Below are 23,843 nucleotides of genomic sequence, written 5' to 3'. Positions count from 1 at the left end.
TTGGTGCTTGGGGCGCGGTCTCGAGATGCGCGAACCGGCCGCATGTGCAGACCTTCTCAAGCAGAGCCCTACGCCCTAACTCCTACGCGCTATGCAATGGTCCGATCAACTCGCCCCCTCCCTCGAGGATTTCGCCCGGCTGGCGAAGGCCGCGTTCGACGACCTGCCCCAGCCGTTCAAAGGGCTGGCGGGCGATGTCGTCATCCGCGTCGATGACTTCGCGGACGACGAGGTCTTGGCCGGCTTTGGCATGGAGGATCCGTTTGAGCTGACCGGCCTGTATCATGGGGTCGACATCGGCCGTCGCGACAGCATGGGCCCGGCGGCGGAGCCCGCCCGGATATTCCTGTATCGCCGCCCGATCCTCGACGAATGGGCCGAGCGTGGGGACGTCGGCCTCAGCGAGATCATCGCCCACGTCCTGATCCACGAGATCGGCCACCACTTCGGTCTGGATGACGACCAGATCCACCACATCGAGGATGGGGCGGAGTGAGGGCCTACTGTCTATTCCTCGCCCACTCGCATCCGACACCGTCGCCGTCAGCATCGAGATGACGACCGTATCCCTGGTGGCCGCGACGAACCGGGGCAGCATCTGCCCCATACGCGTCGGCGCAACTGCTGAACGCCAATCCAAAGTCCGCCTGAGCTGAAGGCAGGGACTCGCAGGCGACGCCGTCGTCGTCCTGATCATTCCATCCCCAGTAACCCGGCTTTCCCCTGACCGCCGGCGCCAACTCCAACCCTCGCGTTGTGGCGCATCCGGTTGAAGCAGCCAGATGCCGAAGGCTGTCGAAGGGCGTAAAGGGGCTCAGGACCAGCGCCGTAAACATCCCCCCAAAGACCAGCAGGAACAGCGGCGCAGATCCCCGAAACCGCCTCGCCCTACGCCTTATGGCGACCCGTCGGTTGTGCGCCGCGTGTACATTGCCGAACCGGCGGCGGATGCGCGCGAGGCGCGCGGCCTCCCGCGCCATTTTCTCTTCGGCTTTACGTCCCTCACGCCTCATGCACGCAAAGATAGAACGAGACGGTTGACGTTCCGTGCATGGGCCCGCCTTAAATCCAGCGCGATCTGTGGTATAAGGCCGTTCTCCCGATTTCGAAGGATGTCGTCTTGAGCCTGACGCTCGACCTTTCGCGCACGACCGCGACCCCGTCTGCAGCCCCGGTCAACCTGTCCGGTCTGACGCGCGCGGAGCTGCGGCAGGCGCTGATCGACGCCGGGGTCTGTCCGCCCGAGAAGGCCAAGATGCGGGCATCGCAGGTGTGGAGCTGGATCCACCACTACGGCGTCACCGACTTCGCGGCGATGAGCAATGTCGCCAAGGACATGCAGGCCAAACTGGCCGAGGCCTTCACCCTGGCCCGCCCCGAGATCGTCGAGCGTCAGGTGTCGAAGGACGGCACCCGCAAATGGCTGATCCGCACCGCGCCGGGCATCGAGATCGAGACGGTCTACATCCCCGACGTGGGCCGCGCCGGCGCCCTGTGCGTATCGTCTCAGGTCGGCTGCACCCTGAACTGCACCTTCTGCCACACCGGCACCCAGAAGCTGGTCCGCAACCTGACCGCCGCCGAGATCGTGGCCCAGGTCCAGATCGCCCGTGACGATCTGGGCGAGTGGCCGTCGCCCAAGGAAGACCGCTGCCTGTCGAACATCGTGTTCATGGGCATGGGCGAGCCGCTCTACAATCTAGACCACGTCTCCAACGCCATCGACATCATCTCGGACAACGAAGGCATCGCCATCTCGCGTCGCCGGATCACCGTGTCGACCTCCGGCGTGGTGCCGAAGATCGCCGAGCTGGGCGAGCGCACCCAGACCATGCTGGCGATCAGCCTGCACGCCACCAACGACCCGCTGCGCGACGTGCTGGTGCCGCTGAACAAGAAATACCCGCTGGAACAGCTGATGGCGGCGATCCGGGCCTACCCCGGTCTGTCGAACGCCCGCCGCGTGACCTTCGAGTACGTGATGCTGAAGGGCGTCAACGATAGCCCCGAGGAAGCCCGCGCCCTGATGAAGCTGATCGAGGGCATTCCGGCCAAGATCAACCTGATCCCGTTCAACCCCTGGCCGGGCGTCGAGTATGAATGCTCGGACTGGAAGACGATCGAGCGTTTCGCGGCCATCCTGAACAAGGCCGGTTACGCCAGCCCGATCCGGACACCGCGCGGCCGTGACATCCTGGCCGCCTGCGGTCAGCTGAAATCAGAGAGCGAGAAGGTGCGGGCCAGCGCCCTGCGCAAGGCCGGTGTCGAGGGTGGAGAAGCGGAAGCGGCCTGACCTTGTCCCGCCGCTGATACACGCTGTCATCAATCTTGACCGACTGTGTCGTTCGCGCGCTTGCGGATTGGGGCGAAAAGCGGGCAATCCTCGCTGACCCCCTGACCCACGGACCCTCATGGACAGTTCGTCCCTTTCACGCGTGCTCGACAGCGCCGAGGTGCAGGCCTTCGCAACCGGCTTTCCCACGACGCTTGCCCATCTGGCGGTGACGCTGGGCCTGCTGCTGGCGGGGGCCGTGATCTACGCCCTGTTCACCCCGTGGAAGGAGATCACCCTGATCCGCGAGGGAAACGCCGCCGCCGCCGTGGCCTTCGCCGGGGTGCTGGTCGGACTGGCCATCCCTCTGGCCGTCAGCCTCAGCGTCTCAACCTCGGTGAAGGACATCGTCCTTTGGGGCGTGGCGACCCTTGTGCTTCAGCTTCTGGCCTTCCGTCTGATCGACATGCTGCTGACTGGCCTCCCGCAACGCATCCGCGACGGCGAGATTTCCGCTTCGGTCCTGCTGGTCGGCGCCAAGCTGGCGACCGCCCTGATCCTCGCGGCGGCCTTGACAGGCTGATGCGATGAGGCCGCCCGACTGGCTGATCTATTCTTCGGTGTTGAGCGCCCTGCTGATCGCCTCGCTGAGCCACCGGGAGAATGCCGACGCCCCTCCCGCCCCGGCTCCACCAGATGAAATCGAGGGCGCCCTGCTGGGCCCGGTGACCCCGTTCGACCCCGCCGTCACCGTCAACGCGCCCGACATTCCTTTTCAGCCCAGCACCGGCACCGCCTTCTCTGTCGCCCGAACGGGACGATGGGTGACCGCACGCCATGTCGTCGAGGGCTGTCGCCAGCCGGCGATCCTGGTCGGAGGCGGTCGAGCCGTGGCTGCCGACGTGCGCCTTTCGCCCCGCGCGGACATCGCCGTCCTGCAAACCGAGGGCGGCCCCTCCGCCCTGCCGATCGCGCCGGTCGAAGGCATGCACAGCGGCCAGCGCGGCTTCCACCCCGGCTATCCGCAGGCGCGGGCGGGCGAGGTGACCTCACGCCTGCTGGGCCGGGAAACCCTGAAGGTGCGCGGGCGTGGCCAGCGGAATGAACCGGTTCTGGCCTGGGCGGAGGTCGGGCGCACCGATGGCCTCGGCGGCACGCTGGCGGGTCTGTCCGGCGCGCCGGTCATGGACCGTCAGGGGCGCGTCGTCGGCGTGACCATCGCCGAAAGCCCCCGTCGCGGCCGCATCTACACCACCGCGCCCGAAACTTTCCAGCCGACCGTGCGCGGCATACAGAAAGCCGACGAGCCCCTGATGGGCCGGGTTGTCACGGTCGACAATTATGGTCTCGTCGCCGACGATCTTCGCCGGGACCTGCGGGTCGCGCGGGTGGTCTGTCTGTCAGCCTGACCCCGTCTCAGCGCGGGGCGCCGTTGGCCGAGACCCACTGCTCGCGCGCCAGACGGACCTTGGCCGGATCAGCCGTCGCGATCTGGGTCGACAACTGTCGCAACAATGTCCGTGCGATCTGATCGCCACTCTCGGCCGCCAGTTGCAGATAGGCCGCGCCGGTCGCCAGATCGACAGGGCCGCCTTCGCCGACCGCCATCATGGCGCCCAGTCCCCGCAGGGCGTGACCCGACCCTCCGCGCGCCGCTCGCAGATACCAGTTCCGGGCCGCGGGAGCATCGACTGCGCCGCCCTGGCCGATAGCCAGCATGACGCCCATCGAGATCATGCCTTGCTCGTAACCGGCATCGGCCGAGCGCTGAACGTACTGCCGCGCCAGCGCCGGATTGGCGGCCACCCCGACGCCGTCGAGAAGCATCATCCCCACTTGCCACTGGGCGCGATAATCCCCGGCGTCGGCGGCGATCTTCAGATGGCGATAGCCTGCCTCCGGATCAGGCTGGATGCCCCAACCGTTCTGGTAGGCCCGCCCCAGAAGGAACTGGGCGTCCATGTTGCCGGGCGACTGTTGGACCGCCGTCTCCATCAGGCGGGACCCGCGCTCCAGATCCTGCTCCACCCCATTCCCGAACAGATAAGCGCGCCCCAGTGGATAGGCGGCGATGCCCATGAGGTCGGGCTCGACATCGCGCAGCATCTCCACCGCGCGCGCGTCATCCCCGGCATCGTCATTGAGCAGCAACCGCGTACCCAGATTCAGCCGCGCGCCCTTTGATCCATTGGCGAACGCCTGTTCCCACAGCTGCATGGCGCGTTCCGGATCGGCGGGAATCCCCGGTGGCGGATCACTGACGACAATCGCCACCATGTTCATCGCCTCGGCATCACCGGCGGCGGAGAGGCGTTCGAGTTCCGCCAGAGCCGAAATCGGGTCTTGCTGAAGAAGGGTGATCGCCTTCTCGAGCGAATCCGCCTCCTGCGCCCGGACCGGACCGGCGACCATCAGAGCGACTGCGCCGAAGGCAGCCGCGAGGATGTGCAGTTTCATGATGAGCCCTCCGACGCCGACGTTCGCCGGAGCCGGAGGGAAGATCAACGCCTTAACGCAGCGAGGCGGAATCCAGGTTCAGCGCGGTCAGCGGCAGAACCTCGACGTTCGGGTGTTTGGCCCGGATGGCGTCGATGAACTGCGACGCGTCCCCGACGATGACCAGACTGGCGTTGGCGACCGGCAGATGCTCGGCGAAGGCCGCCTGAACCTGATCCGGCGTGATGGCCTCCACCCGACCGACATAGGCGGCCAGATCGCTCATCGGCAGGTCGTAGAGCGCCAGGTTGGCGACCACGCCACCGAGCCCGTCGACGGTCTCCAGCGCGCTGCCGAAGGCCCCCGACAGAATCGCCTGACGCGTGGTCATCTCGCTCTGGGTCGGCTGGGTCGTCGACAGACGGTTCACCTCGCCCAGGATCAGATCAGCCACCTCGGCGGCGGCGTCATTGCGGGTCTGGGCATAGGCGACGAAGGCGCCGTCGTCCTGACGGACACCCAGATTCGAGCGCGTGCCGTAGCTGAGGCCCCGCTTGATCCGGATCTCCTGATTGAGGCGCGAGGTGAAACTGCCGCCCAGCAGGGTGTTGCCGAGGGTCAGCGGGAAGAAGTCCGCGTCCGTCCGGTCAATGCTGCGCATGGCGACATAGACGGCCGCCTGACCGGCGCCGGGCTGATCGATGACCACGACGCGCGGAGCGACGGCGACACCCGCCGGATTGGCGCGCGGCGCGGGCGCCGGCCCGGCGGCGCGCCAGTCGCCGAAGGCCTGCTCCGCCAAAGCGCGAGCCTGTGCCACGGTGATGTCGCCCGAGAAGATCAGGCGCGCCGTCTCGGGACGATAGCGCGAGGCGTGGAAGGCGGTCACATCCTCACGGGTCAGACCCGGCAGGGAGTTTGGCGTACCGCCGCCGGGCGCGCCATAGGCGGCGTCGCCATAGACCACCCGACCGGCGGCCATCGAGGCGACCGGGCCGGGCGAGCTGAGCGACACGCGCAGTCCGTCCAGCGACTGATCCCGCTGGCGCTCGACCTCCTCGGCGGCGAAGTCAGGACGGCGAACGACGTCGGCCATCAGCGACAGGGCCTGCGGGAAGACGTTGGCCGGGGCGTTGACCGACACGTTCGAGAAGTCCGGACCAGACGAGGCGCCGAGCTGGGCGCCCAGTTGTTCGATCTGGGCCGCGATCTCGGGAGCGGAACGCCCGCTGGAGCCCTGCGTCAGCAGACCGGCGGTCAGCACCGACAGACCGGTCTTGGCGCCGTCGTCCGCCGACCCCGCGGCAAGACCCAGACGGGCCGAGATCAGGGGCAGACCCGGCTTGCGGGCGACATAGACCTCCAGCCCGTTCGACAGGGTAAAGGTCTCGACTGCCGGGGTGGCCAGTTCGACCGCCGGACCGGCAGCCGGGATCGGAGTACGCTGCGCCTCGGGCAGCAGTTCGAAGATACGGCCGACCGGGGCCAGATCCGCGACCTTGACTGGAGCTTCAACGTCCACCGACTGGGCCGTGACCGGGTTCTGGTCGTCGGCGTTCAGATAGCGGATGGCGATGCTGCGGTTATCCGTCAGGTAGCGACGGGCGACCCGCTGGATGTCGGCGGCTGTCACCGCTTGCAGGGCCGCGATCTCGGCATCTGCAGAGGCGGCGGAACCCGTGTTGATCAACGACCAGCCCAGCACATTCGCGCGGTCCTCGACCGTCTCACGCTCACGCAGGGCGCCTGCGACCAGCTCGTTCTTGGCCTCGGCCAGTTCGGCGGCGGTGACCGGCGCATCACGCAGACGGGCGGCCTCGGCACGCAGGGAAGCCAGACCGGCTTCCGGCGTCTCGTCCTCGGCCATGATGGCGTAGGTGATGACCGCGCCGGCCTGCTGGCTGGCGTCGACGTTGGAGCTCGCCTGCGTGGCGATCTTCTGATCGTAGACCAGCGAGCGATACAGGCGGCTGCTCTCACCCGTCGACAGGATGCCGTCCAGCACCGTCAGCGCGGCACGGTCCGGATCGTCGTAGCGCACGCCCGGCCAGGCCAGCACAACGGCGGGCAGCGGGACGTTCGGGGCATAAAAGGTCGCCTCACGCGGGCCGGTCGGTTCGGGCTCGCGCACATTGTTGACCGGCAACGGTCGGTCCGGGTTGGTCAGCGGACCGAAATACTGGTCGATCCAGCGGTCCAGCTGCGCCTGATCGAAATTGCCCGCCACGATCAGATAGGCGTTGTCCGGACGATAGAAGGTCGCGTGGAAACGGCGCACGTCCTCAATGGTCGCGGCGTCCAGGTTCTCGATCGAACCGATTGTCGAGCGACGATAGGGATGATCCTGATAGATGGTCGCCGGAACGAACAGGCTGAACAGGCGCCCATAGGGGCTGGCCAGAACGCCTTGCCGGTATTCCTCCTTCACCACGTCGCGTTCGCTGGCGAACACGGATTCATTGACCACCAGCGAGCCCAGACGATCCGCCTCGGCGAAGATCAGGCGCTCTAGGTGATTGGCCGGAACCGTCTCGTGATAGGCGGTGACGTCATCGGAGGTGAAGGCGTTGTTGTTGCCGCCCACATCTTCGGTCAGGCGATCGAAGGTCTCGTCCGGGAAGTTCTGCGTCGCCTTGAACATCAGATGTTCGAACAGGTGGGCGAAGCCGGAGCGGTCCTGGGGGTCGTCCTTGGAGCCCACGCGATACCAGACCTGCACGGTGACGTTCGAGGTCGAGGTGTCCCGCGACGTATAGATCTTCAGCCCGTTCGGCAGGGTGCGCTCCTGGAAGCCCAGCGGCGGCACGGCCACCTGACCGGCGGCGGAAGCGGCGGTCTGCGCCAGTGCGGGCGAGGCGGCGGGCAGGCCGAGCAGCAGGGCTGAAACGGCGGCGGTAAGGATCAGGCGGGTCTTCATTGGGGGGCAACTCCGGACGCCCGGACGACGGGCGGGGGCGACCCTATCAGGGCCGGTCCGGGGCGCACCTTACAGACTCGTAATGAAGCGCCTTCAGTCCAGTCGCAGGGCTTCGGCCAGAAGCTTCGCCTCCGCCGCGCGACTGGAGCCCGCGCGCCAGGCGACCACGATCTCGCGTCGGGGAGCCTTGGCTGCGATGGGGCGAACCACCACGCCGGGCATGTCGGCCAATCCCGCGCGCACGGCCATCTCCGGCAGGAAACTGACGCCCAGGCCGGAAGACACCATCTGCACCAGCGTATGCAGACTGGTGGCGGCGAAAACGTCATCGCCCTTGGGAGCCTCGATATCGAAGGCCGCCAAGGCCTGATCACGCAGACAATGCCCGTCTTCCAGCAGGATCAGATCTTCGGCTTTCAAGGAACCCGGCGGGATCGGCCCCTCGCCCGCCAGCGCGTGACCGACCGGCGCGGCCGCCAGAATTTCATCATCGCCGATCCGCGCATGCTCGATACCCGCCGCGCTGTACGGCAGGGCGATGACGGCGGCGTCGAGATGGCCGGTCTTAAGCGCCGCGACCAGCCGGGGCGTCAGATCCTCCCGGATGAACAGGCGCAGGTTCGGATAGGCCGTCTTGATGCCGGGCAGGCGCGCCGGAAGCAGGAACGGCGCGACCGTCGGTATGACGCCCAGCCGAAACCGACCCGACAGAGGCTTGCCCGCATTGCGCGCCGCTTCGACCAGATCCTCCGTGCGGGCCAGCACGTCCTCGGCCCGGCGCACGGCCTCGGCGCCGACAGCCGTCAACTGGACATTGCCGCGCGTCCGTTCGACCACCGGCGCGCCGAGAATGCGCTCCAGCTCCTGCACGCCCGCCGACAGAGCGGGCTGACTGACATGGGCGGCCTCGGCGGCGCGGCTGAACGAAGCGTGCTCGGCGAGCAGACGCAGATATTGAAGCTGGCGGAGCGTGGGGAGCATCCGCGCCACATAGGGCGTCGTTATCGACATGGCAAAGTGCATCAGAAAAGCCGCCCGTTTCCACCTGCCGGAAACGGGCGGTTCCTTGAAGCGTCAGGCCTTCAGATCGTATCGATCCGCGTTCATGACCTTCACCCAGGCGGCGACGAAGTCCTTGACGAACTTCGGCCCGGCGTCGGCCGAGGCATAGACCTCAGACAGGGCCCGCAGCTGCGAGTTGGAGCCGAACACCAGATCGGTACGGGTCGCGGTCCAAAGTTCCTCACCGGTCTCGCGGTCGGTGCCGACGAAGGTTTCGTCACCCTCACCGTCGACCTTCTTCCAGCCGGTCTTCATGTCCAGCAGGTTGACGAAGAAGTCGTTGGTCAGTTGGCCCGGACGATCCGTGAGCACGCCGTGGGTCGAGCCGCCGTGATTGGCGCCCAGCACCCGCAGACCCCCGACCAGAACGGTCATCTCAGGCGCGGTCAGGCCCAGCAGCTGGGCCCGGTCCACCAGCAGTTCCTCGGTCGGAACATTGAAGCGCACCTGCAGATAGTTGCGGAAGCCGTCAGCGCGGGGCTCCAGCACCGCGAAGCCCTCGACATCGGTCTGCTCCGCGGAGGCATCGGTGCGGCCCGGCGTGAAGGGAACCTCGACAGGAGCCCCCGCGGCCTTCGCCGCCTGCTCGATCCCGACGGAACCGCCCAGCACGATCAGGTCGGCGATGGAAACGTTCAGGCCCGAAGACGCCTGGATGTCTTCATAGACCTTGAGGACCTTCGCCAGCTTCGCCGGCTCATTCACGTCCCAGTCTTTCTGCGGAGCGAGGCGCAGACGGCCGCCGTTGGCGCCGCCGCGATGGTCCGAACCACGATAGGTCGCCGCCGCCGCCCAGGCCGTCGAGACCAACTCGGCCGTGGAGAGGCCCGACGCCGCGATCTTCTCCTTCAGGGCGCGGACATCGGCATCTCCGACAAGCGGGCCCGAATGCGCCGGGATCGGGTCTTGCCAGATCAGATCCTCCGCCGGAACGTCCGGGCCGAGATAGCGAACCTTCGGCCCCATATCGCGGTGACACAGCTTGAACCAGGCGCGGGCGAAGGCGTCGGCGAAGTAGGCTGGATCAGCCCGGAACTTCTCCATGATCTTGCGGTATTCAGGATCGACCTTGAACGCCATGTCAGCCGTGGTCATCATCGTCGGGACCTTCTTGCCCGGCGTATGCGCGGCCGGGGCGAGGGTCTCCTGCGGATTTCCGACCGGCTGCCACTGCTTCGCCCCGGCGGGCGAGCGGACCAGCTCGTAGTCGTGGTCCAGAAGCATGTCGAAATAGGTCATGTCCCAGGTGATCGGGGTCGGGGTCCATGCGCCCTCGATGCCCGAGGTGATGGTGTGGTCGCCGATGCCGCTTTCATGGCCCGACTGCCAGCCCATCCCCTGCTGGGCGATGTCCGCGCCTTCCGGAGCCGCGCCGACCTTGGAGGCGTCACCGGCGCCGTGGGCCTTGCCGAAGGTGTGGCCGCCCGCGGTCAGCGCCGCCGTCTCCTCATCGTTCATACCCATGCGGGCGAAGGTTTCGCGAATGTCTCGGGCCGACTGCAGGGCTTCGGGCACGCCGCCGGGTCCCTCGGGATTCACATAGATCAGGCCCATCTGGATGGCAGCCAGCGGGGCCTCAAGCGCCGCGCCGTCATCCGGACGGATGCGGGTCTGGTTGCCCTCATCCCCGACCCAGTTCTCCTCGGTGCCCCAGTAGACGTCCTTCTCGGGCTCCCACACATCGGCGCGACCGCCGCCGAAACCGAACACCGGCCCCCCCATGCTCTCGATGGCCACATTGCCCGCGAGAATCATCAGGTCCGCCCAGCTGAGCTTGGCGCCGTACTTCTGCTTGATCGGCCACAGCAGGCGGCGCGCCTTGTCCAGATTACCGTTGTCCGGCCAGCTGTTCAGCGGGGCGAAACGCTGCTGCCCCGCGCCCGCGCCGCCACGCCCGTCGCCGGTGCGATAGGTGCCCGCCGAGTGCCACGCCATACGGATGAAGAAGGGGCCGTAATGGCCATAGTCCGCCGGCCACCAAGGCTGGCTGTCCGTCATCAGGGCGGTCAGATCCCGTTTCACCGCCGCCAGATCCAGCGTCTTGAACGCCTCGGCGTAGCTGAAGTCGTCGCCCATCGGGTCGCCCGACTTTCCTTGCTGGTGCAGGATGTCCATCGTCAGCTGGTTGGGCCACCAGTCACGATTGGTCCGACCCAGAAGGCTGCGCAGCGCGGCCGGCTCCTTCTTCGGATCATTGAGGGGCGTCGCGCCTCCGGCGTGTCCGTCCATGGTCGTCGTCTCCCTGATGCTGTGGGAGCACCTAAAACCATGACGACCATAAGGGGAAATCGATAAACCTTGTCGTCAGAAACAACAAAACTTATGGAACCTCCGGATTCGATAAGCAGTCCGCCTCCGCGAACCACCGCATCCGGCAGGCCATGATCGCGGTTTCGCCCAACCGCTCGACAAGCCGCCAGTTGACCACGGCCCCGACCGGCGCGCCGATCAGAGGGAGCAACTGAGCCATCTTGGCCAGATCGATGTGATCCCGGTACTCAAGCTGGAAGGTACGCCAGTCATAGTCGGTCAGGACCTGCGGCTGATCGATGTCGGCGATCCACCGCTCCAGATCGGCCAGCGCTTCGGGGCGTCTTCGGGCGCTGGCGAAGGCCAGATGGAAGATGTGCAGCACGAATAGCCGCTCACGCACCGATCCGCCGCCCCAGCCGTAGGCGGCGACGATCTCGCCCAGCATGCGCACCTTGATCGCCATCAGGGCCGGGAAGTCGGCGGCGGCCAGCACGAAGCCGCCGGCCCCCGCCACTCCGCCTTCGATGCTGGCGGTGTTCCGATAGGCGCGGATCGTCGCGCGGGCCTTCTCCTCCCTCACGGCCAGTCCGCCCGCCGTCATGGGCTTGGCCTTCAGAAGATCAGAGCCGAACAGAATACCTTTCGTCATCGCCTCCACCCCCGTGGTGACGATCTGATGCACCCGCTCGGGGATGATCCGGTTGATCCGGTCCTGTGTCCCGCGCGTCGCCTTGTCCCAGAGGCCCGGGCGCTTCAGCACCTTGTCGCGCCATAGAAGCATCTGCGCCTTCACGGCGCGCTCGTCCGCGACAGCGACCAGACCGGTCGGCACATCGTCCGGATCAATGATTTCAGGCAGGCTTTCGGGTGTGCGGGTCATGTCCGGAACAGGGTAGGACAGTCCTCACGCGGCGTCACGGTTGCAGGCCGGGCCGCACGGGTCTAGACCGCCGCCGACCGCGGTTCGCAACCGCACACATTCCTCCCGGAGACAGACAGTATGGCTCGCGCGAAGATCGCCCTCATCGGCGCCGGTATGATCGGCGGCACCCTGGCTCACGTTGCGGCGCGCGAAGCGCTGGGCGACGTGATCCTGTTCGACATCGCTGAGGGCACCCCGCAAGGCAAGGCTCTGGACATCGCGGAAGCCTCGGCCGTCTTCGGTCAGGACGTGGCCCTGAAGGGCGCCAACGACTACGCCGACATCGCCGGCGCCGACATCTGCATCGTCACCGCCGGCGTACCGCGCAAGCCGGGCATGAGCCGCGACGACCTGATCGGCATCAACCTGAAGGTCATGAAGGCCGTCGGTGAGGGCATCAAGGCCCACGCCCCGAACGCCTTCGTCATCTGCATCACCAACCCGCTCGACGCGATGGTCTGGGCCCTGCAGAAATTCTCGGGCCTGCCGAAGGAGAAGGTCGTCGGCATGGCCGGCGTGCTGGACTCGGCCCGCTTCGCCTACTTCCTGGCTGAAAAGACCGGAGTGTCGGTGCAGGACATCCACGCCTGGACACTGGGCGGCCACGGCGACGACATGGTCCCGATGGTCCGCCACTCGACCGTCGGCGGCCTGCCGCTGCCGGATGCCGTCGCCGCCGGCTTCCTGTCGCAAGCCGAACTGGACGCTATCGTCGAACGCACCCGCAAGGGCGGTGGCGAGATCGTCGCGCTGCTGAAGACCGGCTCGGCCTTCTACGCCCCGGCGGAATCGGCCATCGCCATGGCCAAGTCCTACCTGCTGGACCAGAAGCGCGTCCTGCCTTGCGCTGTATGGCTGTCGGGCGAATACGGCCTGTCGGACCTGTACGTCGGTGTTCCGGCCCTGATCGGCGCCGCCGGCGTCGAGAAGATCGTCGAGTTCACCACCAACGACGAAGAGAAGGCGATGTTCGCCAAGTCGGTGGAGTCGGTTCAGGGCCTTATCCAGGCCTGTAAGGACATCGAGCCCTCGCTGGCTTAACGCCAGCGGCGCTAACGCTCGCGACGCGGTCGCTCGCTACTTGAGCGCAACCCGTTCGCCCTCAGGCAGCGAGGCTCCGCGAGCCGAGCGATAGGGCCATAAAGAATGAGGGCCGTGGAGCGATCCACGGCCCTTTCTTCATGACGATCCTGGGGGTTCAGCCCGGGTCGCCCGGCAATCCGCTACAGGCGGCATGCGCGGCGGCGTAGCAGGCTTCAAACGCAGCGGCCTCGTCGATGTCGCCCAGATTGGGCGGCCGGATATTGCCGAAGGCGTCACGAGGGTAGCAGCCGTAATAGGCGTTGAACGCGCATTCGTCGTAAGGCGTCCCGGGGAAGTCCTGCGCGCCGGCGGTCGAGACCAACGGCGTGGCGGCGAGGGTGAACGCGGCCGCAGCGGCGGCGGCGGCAAGGCGGATCAGCATCAGTCTATCCTCCCGATCGGCCCGGATTGGGCCCACCGGCAGCAAAGCCCGCCCGCTGCGCCCCGGCAACCCCTGATTGCCGAATCTTCAAGACAACAATCTTTGAGTTATCAGCTCGACGTACCCTCGGGCGCCACATAGGCTGTTCGGCGAACCACGGGAGACGCCGATGCTGCCCCTCCTTCGCGCGCTGATGTCCGACCCGGCCGTCACAGCAACGACGTCTACCCCGCCGACAGACCCTCTGGCCGCTGCGGAAGCCCGAGCGCTTCAGCGCACCGCCCCCTTGAGTCAGGCAGGGTGTGAGAATCCCCAACTGCAGCGCGCGGGACCGGTCGTGGCCGGTACAACACCGCGTCCGTCGCTGAACGACCTGATGCACCGCTCGGGTGATGCTGTACGTGTCGATCTTCTGCTCGAGCGAAGCATCAACGGCTGTTCTGCCCCGCTGTCCTTCACCATCAACACCCTGCCGGTGCAGCGCCAAGACTCCGCTCCGGCTTACTGACCCGACGGCGGGGCGGCGGGCGGCTGGGCCGCGGGCAGGCTTGAGAACAGCGACCGCGCGAACTGGGTCAGAAGCTGAAGCCATATGTAGGTCGGCTCCTGCAGCTGGTCTGAGCCGTTGGTCAGTAGCAGCAGATCATACTGGGCCAGAATGGTCGCATCCCCGCCAGGCTGGGCCGGCCCGATCCAGACCGCCTTCAGATAGCGGCTTTCCCGGTTCCAGGCCGAAACCTGGGCTTCGGTGACCGGACCGGTGAACACCGCATTGTACTGGAGGTCGTCACAGCGCGTCTGACAGCCGAACAGGCTCAGGCTCCAGGGCAGGGGGCTGTCCTGCACCCGAACCAGAAAGCCGCCCTCGACCGGGACCGGATCCACGACATTGCCGCCCAGAGCCGTCAGCCACGCCTTCACCTCCGGCGCGGTCACGCCTCGATCAACAGCAGCGATCTGGGAGGCCGGGGACGGCGCGGACGCCTGGCCCCGATCTCCGGCGTTGGCCGGCAGGGCGGCGGAGGCCAGACCCGTGGCGGCGGCAAGGGCGGCGAAGGCGGTCAGTCGGCGCATATCGATCTCCGTAGGCTCGCGATCCAGCCGGATCGGCAGAGCGGAATTGTGGCCGCGTCAAATCTCGCGCTGATGGGCCAGCCAATCCGCTGACGCCATCTCGTTCAGGCGCGACACCGTCCGTTCGAACTCGAACGCCCCGACGCCCTGGGTGTACAACGCTTCCGGCCGTGCGACCGCGAGCCCGATCAGACGGGTTTTCGCCTCGTACATCGCGTCGATCAGGGTCACGAACCGCCGGGCCTCGTGATGGTTCGCCGGGCCCAGAACCGGAATCCTATCGAGGAAAATCGTGTGGAAGCGGGCGGCGATGGCCAGATAGTCCTGCGGACCGAGGGGACGCGCGCACAGATCCTCGAAAGTCGCGCGCGCCATGCCGCCCGCCGTGCGCTCGACCACCACGTCACGCCCCAGAACCGTCAGATGGGCGGGTTCTTCGGGCTCGCCACCACGCAGCTCAAACCACAGGGTCTCGAAGGCGTCGCGTTGATCCGGAGTGAACCAGACCGGTGAGCCCATCAACCGATCCAGTCGCCAGTCGCGCGCGCCATCGATCTCCACCACCGCGCAACGCTTCTGGATCTCGGCGATGAAGGGCAGGAAGAGCTGTCGATTCAGCCCGTTCTTGTACAGCTCGGTCGGCGCGCGGTTCGAGGTCACCGCCAGCACCACCCGGCGTTCGAACAGGGCTTCGAACAAACGGCCCAGAATCATGGCGTCGGCGATGTCGGTGACCTGCAATTCGTCAAAGCACAGCAGCCGCGCCTCGGACGCAATCAGCTCGGCGATCGGCTCGATGGGATCATCGCCCTTGTGGATGCCGAAGATGGCCTGACGGGTCTTCCGGTCTCCCTTTCGCCACTGATCGACCAGCTTGTGAATGCGGGCCATGAAGGCATGGAAGTGCGCGCGCATCTTGCGCGGCTCGGGCGAGCTGGAGACGAACAGGTCCATCAGCATGGACTTTCCCCGTCCCGGCGGGCCCCAGATGTAGATGCCCTGAACCGCCGGCGGCTTTCCGAAAAGGCTCTTCTTCATCAGGTCGGCCTCAAGCCGCTCCAGCGCCTTGATCAACGGCTCCTGAGCCGGATCGGGCGTCAGAACGCCTTCCTCGATGCGGATGTCGTAGGCGGAGCGGATGCGGGAGGTCATCCCGCCCGGCATAGCCTTGCCGGGGCGAGGAGGAAAGCACGCCCATAAGGGCGATGTATGGGAAAGGGCGTCGTTCTCAGGCTGAACCATCCGCGCGCGGTTGCAAAACCGATTGCTTCGCGGCCGCGAAAGACTACATGCAGGCTCGCTTGACTAAACTTTTTCGCGCTCAGGCAGCGAGCGACCGCATCGCGACCGCCAGCGCGTCCTAAGGAAAACACCATGGGCTATCGCGTCGCCGTCGTGGGCGCCACCGGCAATGTCGGTCGGGAGATGATGAACATCCTCGAGGAGGTCGACTTCCCCGTCGACGAGATCCACGCCGTCGCCTCGCGAAAATCCAAGGGCGTCGAGGTCGCGTTCGGCGACCGCACCCTGAAGTGCCAGGACCTTGAGCAGTTCGACTTCTCGACGGTCGACATCGTGCTGATGTCAGCCGGAGGCGGCGTGTCGAAGGAATGGTCCGAGAAGATCGGCAAGGCCGGTCCGATCGTGATCGACAACTCCTCCGCCTGGCGCATGGACCCGGACGTTCCGCTGATCGTGCCGGAAGTGAACCCGGACGACATCAAGCTGGCGACGAAGAAGAACATCATCGCGAACCCGAACTGCTCGACCATCCAGCTGGTCACCGCCCTGCGTCCGCTCCACGACGCGGCGAAGATCAAGCGCGTCGTCGTCTCGACCTACCAGTCCGTCTCGGGCGCCGGAAAGGAAGGCATGGACGAGCTGTGGAACCAGACCAAGGCCATCTACGGTCTGGGCGACGCCACGCCGAAGAAATTCCCCAAGCAGATCGCCTTCAACGTCCTGCCCTTCATCGGCTCGTTCCGCGACGACGGCTATACCGATGAAGAAGCCAAGATGTGGCTGGAGACGCAGAAGATGCTCGATCCGAACATCAAGCTGACCGTCACCTGCGTCCGCGTTCCGGTCTTCGTCGGCCATTCCGAGGCCGTAACGGTCGAGTTCGACCGCCCGATCACCCCGGACGAGGCCCGCGCCGTCCTGCGGGACGCGCCGGGCGTCCAGGTCGTCGATAAGCACGAGGCCGACGGCTACATCACGCCTGTCGACGCCGCGGGCGAGTTCGCCGTCTACGTCAGCCGCATCCGCAAGGACCACACGGTCGAGAACGGCCTGTCGTTCTGGGTCGTCTCGGACAACCTGCGCAAGGGCGCCGCCCTGAACGCTGTCCAGATCGCCCAACTGCTGGACGAGACCGGGACGATCAAATCGTCGTCCGGCTACCGCACCCTGAACGTCTGACACTTTCCGTCTCGCCGCTCCCCCGGCGATGGAGAAGCCCATGACCACCGCCACCGGCTCCGACGCGAGCCGCCCCGCCCTGCTGTCCGCTTTCGGCTGCTACACCCTGTGGGGGCTGATGCCCCTGCTGTTCATGGCCCAGCACGCCATCGGCTTCGATGCCTTCGAAATCCTCGCCCACCGCGCCCTGTGGGCGGTTCTGGTCGCGGGCCTTCTGGTCGTTCTGGCCAAACAGGGCGAGCAGGTCATGGCGGCGTTCCGCTCGCCGAAGACCTTGCTGTGGCTGATGCTGTCCACGGCCCTGATCGCGGTGAACTGGGGTCTGTACGTCTGGGCGACGACCCATCACGCCACGCTGGAGGCCAGCCTCGGCTACTACATCAACCCGCTGCTCAACATGATCGTCGGACTGTGGCTGTTCCGCGAGAAGATCGACAAATGGGGCTGGGTGGCCATCGGCATGGCGGCTGTCGGCGTTCTGCTGCAGGCGCTGGCTCTGGGCCGCCCGCCGTGGATCTCCATCGCCCTGGCCATCTCGTTCGCCAGCTACGGCGTGATCCGCAAACGCGTGCCCATCGAGGCGCAGGCGGGCCTGTTCATCGAATGCCTGCTGCTGGCCCCGCTGGGCCTGCTCTGGATCGTATGGCTGCTGCATACCGGCGCCAGTGCGGGCTTCGACAGCCCCGTCAACCTGGCCTGGGCGCTCGCCAACGGTCCGGCGACCGTCCTGCCGCTGGCCCTGTTCGCATGGTCAGCGCGCCGACTGCCCCTGTCGACCATCGGCTTCATTCAGTTTCTGGCGCCGACAATCCAGTTCGTGATCGGCGTCTGGTCCGGCGAGCAGCTGACGGGTCTGCGGATCGCCTCCTTCGCCTTTATCTGGACGGGCGCAGGCGTGTTCGCCGCCGCCGCCTTCCTGCGTCAGCGCGCCGCCCGGCTGGCGCTGAAGAACAGCGCGGAAGAGGCGGTCGGAGGGTAAGCGGCGAGTGAGTCGTGAAAAGTGAGTGGCGAGTCCGCCTGGAACCGGGCTGCGGCGCCGGGTTGGGCGCCATCCTTTCTACTCGCTACTCACCTATCACCTTTCACGCCTTCAAAGCGCCCCGTACAGCGCTCCGATCAGCCGCTGCGCCCTCGGGTCGCCAATGAGATGCGGCGACTGCCGGGTCATGACATAGGCCGCCGACAGCCCCCTCGCCGGATCGGCGAAGGCGCAGCTACCGCCCCAGCCGCAATGGCCCACGGCGTCCGGATTGGTCCCGAAGATGTTGAGGCCCGAGTTGCGGGTGAACCCGGCGGCCCAGCTCATCTCATAGGGCAGCACCCGGTCCTGCCCGTGAACACGCTCGCGCGTCGCGGCTGCCAGCACCTCCGGCGACAGCACCGTCCGTCCCTCGAACTCACCACCGGTCGCCAGAACACCGACGATCCGCGCCAGATCGGGCGCCGTGCCGTGCAGGTTGGCGGACGGGATCTCGATTGACCGCCACTCGGCCGAACCGCGCCCGCCGGGCGAGGAGCCCTTGTCGAGGAAGGCGGCCTTCTTGATCGCGTCGATCTCGCCGAGGCTGGTGGCCTTGGTCGGCTTGCGCATCTGGGCGACGCGGTCGTGCTCGGCCTCCGGCAGGCCGATCCACAGATCGAGACCGGGGAAGTCTTCCCGCAGGGCCGTGCCCATGGTCCGCCCATCGACGATGCGGAACAGCTCGCCCGCCAGATAGCCGATGACGATGGGGCTATAGCCCGAGGCCGTGCCCGGCGCCCACATCGGCGTCTGGGCGCACAGCCGGGCCAAGGTCGCCTCGCGGTCGAACCAGATGGCCGGATCCTCGGGCGTATCAAAGCCCGGCAGACCCGCCTGATGGCTCATCATCTGGGCGACGGTGATCCGGTCCTTGCCCGCCTGACCGAAGGCCGGCCAGTAGCTGGCCACGGTCGCCTCATAGTCCATCAGACCACGCTCGACGCAGGTGGCGATCAGCAGGGCCATCACCGCCTTGCCGGTCGAGAACACCGGGGTCAGGGTCCGCTCGCCGAACGGGATCGTCCCCGCCGCATCAGCCGAACCGCCCCACAGGTCGATGACCGTCTCGCCGCCCATGCGGACGCTGAACCGCGCGCCCTGTTCGTTCAGCCCTTCGGGCGCGTCATTGAAATTGGCGGCGAAGGCGTCCTTCACGGCGGCGAAGGCGGCAGGGCAGATGCCTTGGATGTCGGGGAGGGAGGTCATGGAGGGGGATCTAGCCGCCAGACACGCCGCTGTCACCGCCGCCGGTCGGCCGACGCCGCCCGGGCCGCCTCGAACTCGGCGCCCTCATTCCACTGCGGCCACTCCCGGCTATCAGCCAGATCGCGACCCACGGCGTAAAGCAGGTTCACGTCCACGGCGGCGGCGTCCATCACCCAGTCGGGCGTCCATTCGTCCGAGGGCTTGTGATAGCGGTTCTGGACGTAGTCGCGGCTGGCCGCGTTGTGCCCGGTGAAACCGGCGGCCGCGAACACCGCAGGCACGCCCATCTTGGCCAGCGGGAAGTGGTCCGAGCGGTAGAAGCCGCCCGCCTGAGGCGCCGGGTCGGGGATCAGGCGACGCCCCTGTTCGGTGGCGCGACGCTCTACCCAGCGATCCGTCTCGCTCTTGCCGGCGCCGATGACCACGACCTCGGGCGAGACCTCGGTGCCGGGCAGGAAGCTGTCCATATTGATGTTGGCGACGGTCGTCTCCAGCGGCCAGACCGGGTTGGCGGCGTAGTATTCCGCCCCCAGCAGCCCCGCCTCCTCGGCGGTCCACGCGGCGAACACGACCGACCGTTCCGGCGGTGTTCCCGCCTTGAACATCCGGGCCAGCTCGATCATCGCCGCCACGCCCGTCGCATTGTCCACGGCGCCGTTATAGATGTCGTCGCCGTTCTGCGGCGTGGCCCGGCCATAGGCGTCCCAGTGGGCGCCATACAGCACCGTCTCGTCCGGATGCTCCGAACCCGGAATACGGGCCAGAATGTTACGGCTCTCGATGGTCGCGTGGGTCTGGCCGAAATCCATCGACATCGTCACGCCCGGCAACTCCACCGGAAGGAAGGCCTCGCTGCGGGCCTGATAGCGCAATCGGGCGTAGTCGAGGCCCGCGTCGCGGATCAGTTGCTCGGCCACATCGCCCTGGATCCAGCCCTGCGCCGGAACGCGCTCGGCCTCCCAGTTCGCACGCACGATGTCGAAGTCCGGCGCGGTCGAGGATCCTTCCAGAACGCTCCAGCCGTAACCGGCGCCCGCGGTGTCGTGGATCACCAGCACCCCAGCCGCGCCCTGCCGGGCCGCCTCCTGGAATTTGTAGGTCCAGCGGCCGTAGAAGGTCATGGCGTTGCCGTCGAACCGCCCGGCCACCGGATGTCCCTCGGGCGCGCCGAAGTCCGGGTCATTGACGATGACGAGGATGATCTTGCCCCGCACATCCACGTCCTTGAAGTCGTCCCAGCCCTTCTCGGGCGCATCGACGCCGTAACCGGCGAAGACCACCGGCACGTCGGTCAGGGTGATGCGATCCACCGGACGGTCGCTGGCCACGAGAATCTGCGGCCCACGCTCCAGCGTGCGCACCTGCCCGTTCACGGTAGCGGTGATGGTCGCCGGGCCGGCTTGCTGTGTCCGGCTCAGATGGGCGACCTGCACCCACTGACCATCCGGCCCGCCGGGTTCGAGGCCCAACGCCTGAAACCGGCTGACCACATAGTCGACGGTCTTCTGCTCGCCCGGAGTGGCGACGCCCCGTCCCTCGAACTCATCCGAGGCCAGAACGCGGGTGTGCTCATTCAGCCGGGCCGGATCGGCCTGCTGCGCGTGAGCGGCGCCCGCGAGACAGAGCAGCGCCGTGGTCGAAACGAGGATCGATTTCAGGCGCATGGCTCTACTCCGGACAGTCAGGACGGCGTGGCACCCTGCCCGGCCAGACCCAGCCAGTCCAGCACGCCTTCCGCCGCCACGACACCCGAGGCGAAGCTGGCCTGCAGAAGATAACCGCCGGTCGGCGCCTCCCAATCCAGCATTTCGCCGGCGACGAAGACACCCGGCAGAGCCTTCAACATCAGATCATCCGTGACCTGATCCAGCTTTACCCCACCGGCGGACGAGATAGCCCGCTCAAGTCCCTGCACCCCTTTCAGGGTCAGGCGCACCGCCTTGATCCGCCGGGCCAGTTTGTCGGCGCCTTCGGGGATCGCGCCGGGGATTTCCCGCAGCAGGCCGACCGCGGCAGGAGAAAGGCCGCCCGCCTTGCGCAGCCAATTGGTGACGCTGTCCTTGCCGCGCGGCTTCGTCAGTCGACCCGCCATCGCCTCAATGGACAGATCGGGCCGCAGGTCCACCACCAGCTCCGCCGATCCGTCGCGCTGGATCGCATCTCGCAGCGCCGCCGACAGGGCATAGACCGCGCCGCCCTCCAGCCCGTATCGGGTCAGCATCAGATCGCCGCGCACCGACTGCCCCCCGTGGCTCAGGCCGATGGTCTTCAGCGGCTCGCCCGCGAACCGCTCGATCAGCACCTCGCTCCACGCCACGTCGAAGCCGACGTTGGACGGCTTGAACTGCGCCACCTCGACCCCGGCGCCCCGCAGTTCTTCCGTCCACGCCCCATCGGACCCCAGACGCGGCCAACTGGCGCCGCCCAAGGCCAGAACGACGGCGTCGGCCTTTTCAATGGTTTCACCATTCGGCCCGGCGAAGACCCAGCCGCCGTCCCGGCGACCGACCCAACGCGACCGGGTCCGGACTTCCACACCCAAATCCGCCAGTCGCCACAACCAGGCGCGCAAGAGGGGCGAAGCCTTCATCGCCTTGGGGAAGATACGGCCTGATGATCCGGTGAAGGCCGGCTGTCCCAACCCCTCGACCCAGCCGATCAGACGCGTGGGCGAAAAACGCTCCAGCCATCCGGAGACGACCGTCGTCGCCTCACCATAGCGCGACAGGAAGCCTTCCATGGGCTCCGAATGGGTCAGGTTCAGTCCGCCCCGCCCCGCCATCAGGAATTTGCGCGCCACGGACGGCATGGCTTCATGCACAACCACGCGCACGCCGCCGCCGGCCAGCCGTTCCGCAGCCATCAGGCCCGCAGGCCCGGCGCCGATCACATGGACGATTTTCATTCGCCGACCTCAAGCGCGGTTCGGACGTCGTGGCAACCTCAGACCGCCGCCGCCTCGCGTTCCCCCGGCACATTGGGATCCGGCGCGGTGGCGGGTTTGCGCGTGTCCTGACGGCGCGGCAGACGCCAGACCTGCGTGTCCTCGAACCGCTCGCCGGTCCAGGCCACGGCCGTCACTGTGATCTCCCGCTTGTCCCAGTCGATCCGGTTGAAGCTGGGCGGCGTCCCTCGCTCGCGGTGGGACAGCGTCCCGCAGCCGATCGCATAGGAGCAATGATCGCCGAGCTGGATCGGCAGGGCGAAGGGAACATGCACATGCCCCGTCGTGATGATGTCGACCCCGGCCTCGGCGAAGATCAGGGCCGCCTCGTCGCCGCGTTTCACGTCCCCCGTCATCGGCGTGCCGATCATCTCGACCAGCGGATGGTGACAGGCCAGCACCCTCAGCGCCCCGACCGGCGCCTGCCGCAGGGCCTCGGCCGCCTTTCGGGTCTGATCCAGATCTATGACGCCTTTCGACCAGTTCGGCCGCGCCTGCCAGCCTCGCGCCGTAACCACACCCCGCACCATCAGCTCGGGGCTCAGAAACTGGTGATCGTGCGCCGGATGCCCCGTCGCGCGTTCAAAAGCCTTCCACGGGTGGAACAGGCGCGCGGCCAGACTCCAGTAGGGCACGTCGTGATTGCCGACGATGACGAACTGCGGGTCCGGCATCCGCCGGATCCAGTCCCCGGCCGCCGCGAACTCATCCGGAAAGCCCTGCTGCGTGATGTCTCCGGTGATCAGGACCAGGTTCGAAGGATTGGCATGCGCATAATCCAGCGCCGCAGAACAGGCACGCTTGTGTTCGCACCCGAAATGGATGTCCGAGAACTGGAGGATGCGCCCCACTAGACGGCATCCTCCGCCGCCGGAGGGATCGGGGCCAGCGCCCGGAAAGCCTCGCGGATGAAACGAACCTTGGCCTTGTGATGCAGTTGCGTCGGCTCGCCGTCGATCACCGCCGGGATGCGAGAGCGAGCAACGATGGCGACCCTCTGGGTGGAGCGCGTCGTCACCGCCGGGTCCTGCCGCCAGTCATCCATCACGGCGTGCGCGGCCAGACGGAAGGCTTCCATCGCATCGCTCGGGTTCATCGCTGCAGCTTCCAACCCGGTGTTCTCCTCCATCGCGCGGGAAATCATCGGACTGATCAGAACCAGCGCCTCCGCCCGCCGTTCCTTGCGACCGTCCAGTGAGAACCTCAGCCGCCCGCTGAACGCCCGCCTCAGCGCGCGGCGAGCGTGGGCGAAGGCCAGCTTGATCTTGCCTGTTCGCATCGCCTCCCGCGCTGGCGCCCACAGGGCCGGAGAGCCGAATATGGCCGCGCAATAGAAGGACTGGGTGAAATCGCCGTCAGTCACCTCGCCGCCCGCGACCGGCTGCTGCGCTCCTTCCTCCAGCGCGCGGCGCAGAGCCAGCTTCCAGTCGCCGGTGCCGTAAAGCGCCTTGGGCAGCATGTTCATGGTGCCGCCCGGCAAGGGGGCGACCAAGGGGCCTTCAGGCCCGGCGCGCGAGGCGATCGTTCCCGCTGTGCCGTCTCCCGCCAGCACGAACAGGACGTCCGGCTTGGCCTCCAGCGCCGCGCTGATCTGTTCATCGAACTGACCACCCTCCAGCGCCACAACGGAGGCCTCGCACCCGTAGTCCGCAAGTATGGTCTCCGCCTCAACCACCGCCCGTGGCCCGACGCTGCCGGACAAGGGGTTGATCAGCATTATGACCCGCGTGATCCCCACATGCGGCGTGAGCGCATGCGTCTCCGCGGCCGCGCCCGAAGTCACGGCCGCCGTTCCATCAACCTTGACCGTTGCATCGCCCATGGGGGCCGAACGCCCCGCTCGTGCGAGG

22 protein-coding genes are annotated in these 23,843 nt (G+C 67.1%); 8 read left to right on the top strand and 14 right to left on the bottom strand.

What is annotated here, in order from left to right:
• Positions 1 to 91 precede the first annotated feature (91 nt).
• Positions 92 to 496 (top strand): metallopeptidase family protein, encoded by a 405-nt coding sequence (locus FKQ52_RS01005; RefSeq protein WP_141625449.1) that lies wholly within the window; start codon positions 92 to 94, stop codon positions 494 to 496.
• A 4-nt stretch (positions 497 to 500) separates the two neighbouring features.
• On the opposite strand, the gene FKQ52_RS16845 is transcribed toward FKQ52_RS01005, so the two are convergent.
• Positions 501 to 836: an excalibur calcium-binding domain-containing protein gene (locus tag FKQ52_RS16845; protein WP_141628176.1), complete on the bottom strand. Its 336-nt coding sequence runs from the start codon at positions 834 to 836 to the stop codon at positions 501 to 503.
• Positions 837 to 1,120: 284 nt separating this feature from the next.
• On the opposite strand from FKQ52_RS16845, the gene rlmN reads away from it, so the two are divergent.
• The 3 genes from rlmN (at position 1,121) to FKQ52_RS00985 (ending at position 3,681) form a co-directional block, all read left to right on the top strand.
• Positions 1,121 to 2,293 (top strand): 23S rRNA (adenine(2503)-C(2))-methyltransferase RlmN, encoded by a 1,173-nt coding sequence (gene rlmN, locus FKQ52_RS00995; protein WP_141625448.1) that lies wholly within the window; start codon positions 1,121 to 1,123, stop codon positions 2,291 to 2,293.
• A gap of 118 nt (positions 2,294 to 2,411) precedes the next feature.
• Positions 2,412 to 2,855 carry a DUF350 domain-containing protein gene (locus FKQ52_RS00990; protein WP_141625447.1) on the top strand — a complete coding sequence of 148 codons (444 nt, stop codon included), beginning with the start codon at positions 2,412 to 2,414 and terminating at the stop codon, positions 2,853 to 2,855.
• Between the two features lie 4 nt (positions 2,856 to 2,859).
• Positions 2,860 to 3,681, top strand: coding sequence for a serine protease (locus FKQ52_RS00985; protein WP_141625446.1), 822 nt, complete (start codon positions 2,860 to 2,862; stop codon positions 3,679 to 3,681).
• A 7-nt stretch (positions 3,682 to 3,688) separates the two neighbouring features.
• Here FKQ52_RS00985 and FKQ52_RS00980 read toward each other — a convergent pair whose 3' ends face one another.
• The 5 genes from FKQ52_RS00980 to FKQ52_RS00960 all read right to left on the bottom strand — a co-directional run bounded on the left by FKQ52_RS00980 (position 3,689) and on the right by FKQ52_RS00960 (position 11,820).
• Positions 3,689 to 4,729, bottom strand: coding sequence for a tetratricopeptide repeat protein (locus FKQ52_RS00980; RefSeq protein ID WP_141625445.1), 1,041 nt, complete (start codon positions 4,727 to 4,729; stop codon positions 3,689 to 3,691).
• 52 nt (positions 4,730 to 4,781) lie between these two features.
• Positions 4,782 to 7,625 carry a pitrilysin family protein gene (locus FKQ52_RS00975; RefSeq protein WP_141625444.1) on the bottom strand — a complete coding sequence of 948 codons (2,844 nt, stop codon included), beginning with the start codon at positions 7,623 to 7,625 and terminating at the stop codon, positions 4,782 to 4,784.
• A gap of 93 nt (positions 7,626 to 7,718) precedes the next feature.
• Positions 7,719 to 8,606, bottom strand: a complete 888-nt coding sequence (locus FKQ52_RS00970; protein ID WP_141628175.1) for a hydrogen peroxide-inducible genes activator — start codon at positions 8,604 to 8,606, stop codon at positions 7,719 to 7,721.
• Positions 8,607 to 8,699: 93 nt separating this feature from the next.
• Positions 8,700 to 10,916, bottom strand: a complete 2,217-nt coding sequence (katG, locus tag FKQ52_RS00965; protein ID WP_141625443.1) for a catalase/peroxidase HPI — start codon at positions 10,914 to 10,916, stop codon at positions 8,700 to 8,702.
• A gap of 91 nt (positions 10,917 to 11,007) precedes the next feature.
• The gene (locus tag FKQ52_RS00960) at positions 11,008 to 11,820 is read right to left on the bottom strand and encodes an EcsC family protein (RefSeq protein ID WP_240811698.1); all 813 of its coding nucleotides are present in this window, start codon (positions 11,818 to 11,820) and stop codon (positions 11,008 to 11,010) included.
• A 120-nt stretch (positions 11,821 to 11,940) separates the two neighbouring features.
• On the opposite strand from FKQ52_RS00960, the gene mdh reads away from it, so the two are divergent.
• Complete coding sequence (gene mdh / locus FKQ52_RS00955) at positions 11,941 to 12,903, top strand: malate dehydrogenase (RefSeq protein ID WP_141625442.1); 963 nt, start codon at positions 11,941 to 11,943, stop codon at positions 12,901 to 12,903.
• 157 nt (positions 12,904 to 13,060) lie between these two features.
• Here mdh and FKQ52_RS00950 read toward each other — a convergent pair whose 3' ends face one another.
• Positions 13,061 to 13,327, bottom strand: coding sequence for a hypothetical protein (locus FKQ52_RS00950; RefSeq protein ID WP_141625441.1), 267 nt, complete (start codon positions 13,325 to 13,327; stop codon positions 13,061 to 13,063).
• A 337-nt stretch (positions 13,328 to 13,664) separates the two neighbouring features.
• On the opposite strand from FKQ52_RS00950, the gene FKQ52_RS16315 reads away from it, so the two are divergent.
• Entirely contained in the window at positions 13,665 to 13,835 is a 171-nt protein-coding gene (locus FKQ52_RS16315) for a hypothetical protein (protein ID WP_168196753.1), read from the top strand.
• Here FKQ52_RS16315 and FKQ52_RS00945 read toward each other — a convergent pair.
• Both FKQ52_RS00945 and zapE read right to left on the bottom strand, forming a co-directional pair.
• Positions 13,829 to 14,401 carry a YbjN domain-containing protein gene (locus FKQ52_RS00945; RefSeq protein ID WP_141625440.1) on the bottom strand — a complete coding sequence of 191 codons (573 nt, stop codon included), beginning with the start codon at positions 14,399 to 14,401 and terminating at the stop codon, positions 13,829 to 13,831. The genes FKQ52_RS16315 and FKQ52_RS00945 overlap by 7 nt on opposite strands.
• 57 nt (positions 14,402 to 14,458) lie before the next feature.
• The gene (gene zapE, locus FKQ52_RS00940) at positions 14,459 to 15,553 is read right to left on the bottom strand and encodes a cell division protein ZapE (RefSeq protein WP_141625439.1); all 1,095 of its coding nucleotides are present in this window, start codon (positions 15,551 to 15,553) and stop codon (positions 14,459 to 14,461) included.
• A gap of 222 nt (positions 15,554 to 15,775) precedes the next feature.
• Between zapE and FKQ52_RS00935 the strand changes: the two genes are divergently transcribed.
• Entirely contained in the window at positions 15,776 to 16,822 is a 1,047-nt protein-coding gene (locus FKQ52_RS00935; protein WP_141625438.1) for an aspartate-semialdehyde dehydrogenase, read from the top strand.
• Positions 16,823 to 16,862: 40 nt separating this feature from the next.
• Entirely contained in the window at positions 16,863 to 17,801 is a 939-nt protein-coding gene (rarD, locus tag FKQ52_RS00930) for an EamA family transporter RarD (protein WP_141625437.1), read from the top strand.
• Between the two features lie 111 nt (positions 17,802 to 17,912).
• Here the strand turns inward: rarD and FKQ52_RS00925 are convergent, their stop codons facing one another.
• The 5 genes from FKQ52_RS00925 to FKQ52_RS00905 are packed head-to-tail and all read right to left on the bottom strand — an operon-like array spanning position 17,913 to position 23,710.
• A complete protein-coding gene (locus FKQ52_RS00925; RefSeq protein WP_141625436.1) occupies positions 17,913 to 19,049 on the bottom strand; it encodes a serine hydrolase domain-containing protein in 1,137 nt (378 codons plus the stop codon).
• Positions 19,050 to 19,081: 32 nt separating this feature from the next.
• Positions 19,082 to 20,713, bottom strand: a complete 1,632-nt coding sequence (locus FKQ52_RS00920; protein ID WP_141625435.1) for a M20/M25/M40 family metallo-hydrolase — start codon at positions 20,711 to 20,713, stop codon at positions 19,082 to 19,084.
• 17 nt (positions 20,714 to 20,730) lie between these two features.
• Entirely contained in the window at positions 20,731 to 21,954 is a 1,224-nt protein-coding gene (locus FKQ52_RS00915) for a TIGR03862 family flavoprotein (RefSeq protein WP_141625434.1), read from the bottom strand.
• 38 nt (positions 21,955 to 21,992) lie between these two features.
• Positions 21,993 to 22,844 (bottom strand): metallophosphoesterase, encoded by an 852-nt coding sequence (locus FKQ52_RS00910; protein WP_141625433.1) that lies wholly within the window; start codon positions 22,842 to 22,844, stop codon positions 21,993 to 21,995.
• Complete coding sequence (locus FKQ52_RS00905; protein ID WP_240811697.1) at positions 22,844 to 23,710, bottom strand: diacylglycerol kinase family protein; 867 nt, start codon at positions 23,708 to 23,710, stop codon at positions 22,844 to 22,846. The genes FKQ52_RS00910 and FKQ52_RS00905 overlap by 1 nt, the downstream gene beginning before the upstream one ends.
• Positions 23,711 to 23,843: the final 133 nt, after the last annotated feature.

The sequence above is a fragment of the Brevundimonas sp. M20 genome (genome assembly GCF_006547065.1).
GTDB lineage: Bacteria > Pseudomonadota > Alphaproteobacteria > Caulobacterales > Caulobacteraceae > Brevundimonas.
Note: the sequence above shows the minus strand (reverse complement) of the source record. Positions and strands in the feature narration are given on the sequence as shown.

Coding starts and splice junctions, on each gene's coding strand:
- FKQ52_RS01005 (WP_141625449.1), top strand. CDS start 92: ATGCAATGGTCCGATCAACTCGCCCCCTCCCTCGAGGATTTCGCCCGG.
- FKQ52_RS16845 (WP_141628176.1), bottom strand. CDS start 836: ATGTTTACGGCGCTGGTCCTGAGCCCCTTTACGCCCTTCGACAGCCTT.
- FKQ52_RS00990 (WP_141625447.1), top strand. CDS start 2,412: ATGGACAGTTCGTCCCTTTCACGCGTGCTCGACAGCGCCGAGGTGCAG.
- FKQ52_RS00985 (WP_141625446.1), top strand. CDS start 2,860: ATGAGGCCGCCCGACTGGCTGATCTATTCTTCGGTGTTGAGCGCCCTG.
- FKQ52_RS00980 (WP_141625445.1), bottom strand. CDS start 4,729: ATGAAACTGCACATCCTCGCGGCTGCCTTCGGCGCAGTCGCTCTGATG.
- FKQ52_RS00975 (WP_141625444.1), bottom strand. CDS start 7,625: ATGAAGACCCGCCTGATCCTTACCGCCGCCGTTTCAGCCCTGCTGCTC.
- FKQ52_RS00970 (WP_141628175.1), bottom strand. CDS start 8,606: ATGCTCCCCACGCTCCGCCAGCTTCAATATCTGCGTCTGCTCGCCGAG.
- katG (WP_141625443.1), bottom strand. CDS start 10,916: ATGGACGGACACGCCGGAGGCGCGACGCCCCTCAATGATCCGAAGAAG.
- FKQ52_RS00960 (WP_240811698.1), bottom strand. CDS start 11,820: ATGACCCGCACACCCGAAAGCCTGCCTGAAATCATTGATCCGGACGAT.
- mdh (WP_141625442.1), top strand. CDS start 11,941: ATGGCTCGCGCGAAGATCGCCCTCATCGGCGCCGGTATGATCGGCGGC.
- FKQ52_RS00950 (WP_141625441.1), bottom strand. CDS start 13,327: ATGCTGATCCGCCTTGCCGCCGCCGCCGCTGCGGCCGCGTTCACCCTC.
- FKQ52_RS00945 (WP_141625440.1), bottom strand. CDS start 14,401: ATGCGCCGACTGACCGCCTTCGCCGCCCTTGCCGCCGCCACGGGTCTG.
- zapE (WP_141625439.1), bottom strand. CDS start 15,553: ATGACCTCCCGCATCCGCTCCGCCTACGACATCCGCATCGAGGAAGGC.
- FKQ52_RS00935 (WP_141625438.1), top strand. CDS start 15,776: ATGGGCTATCGCGTCGCCGTCGTGGGCGCCACCGGCAATGTCGGTCGG.
- rarD (WP_141625437.1), top strand. CDS start 16,863: ATGACCACCGCCACCGGCTCCGACGCGAGCCGCCCCGCCCTGCTGTCC.
- FKQ52_RS00925 (WP_141625436.1), bottom strand. CDS start 19,049: ATGACCTCCCTCCCCGACATCCAAGGCATCTGCCCTGCCGCCTTCGCC.
- FKQ52_RS00920 (WP_141625435.1), bottom strand. CDS start 20,713: ATGCGCCTGAAATCGATCCTCGTTTCGACCACGGCGCTGCTCTGTCTC.
- FKQ52_RS00915 (WP_141625434.1), bottom strand. CDS start 21,954: ATGAAAATCGTCCATGTGATCGGCGCCGGGCCTGCGGGCCTGATGGCT.
- FKQ52_RS00905 (WP_240811697.1), bottom strand. CDS start 23,710: ATGCTGATCAACCCCTTGTCCGGCAGCGTCGGGCCACGGGCGGTGGTT.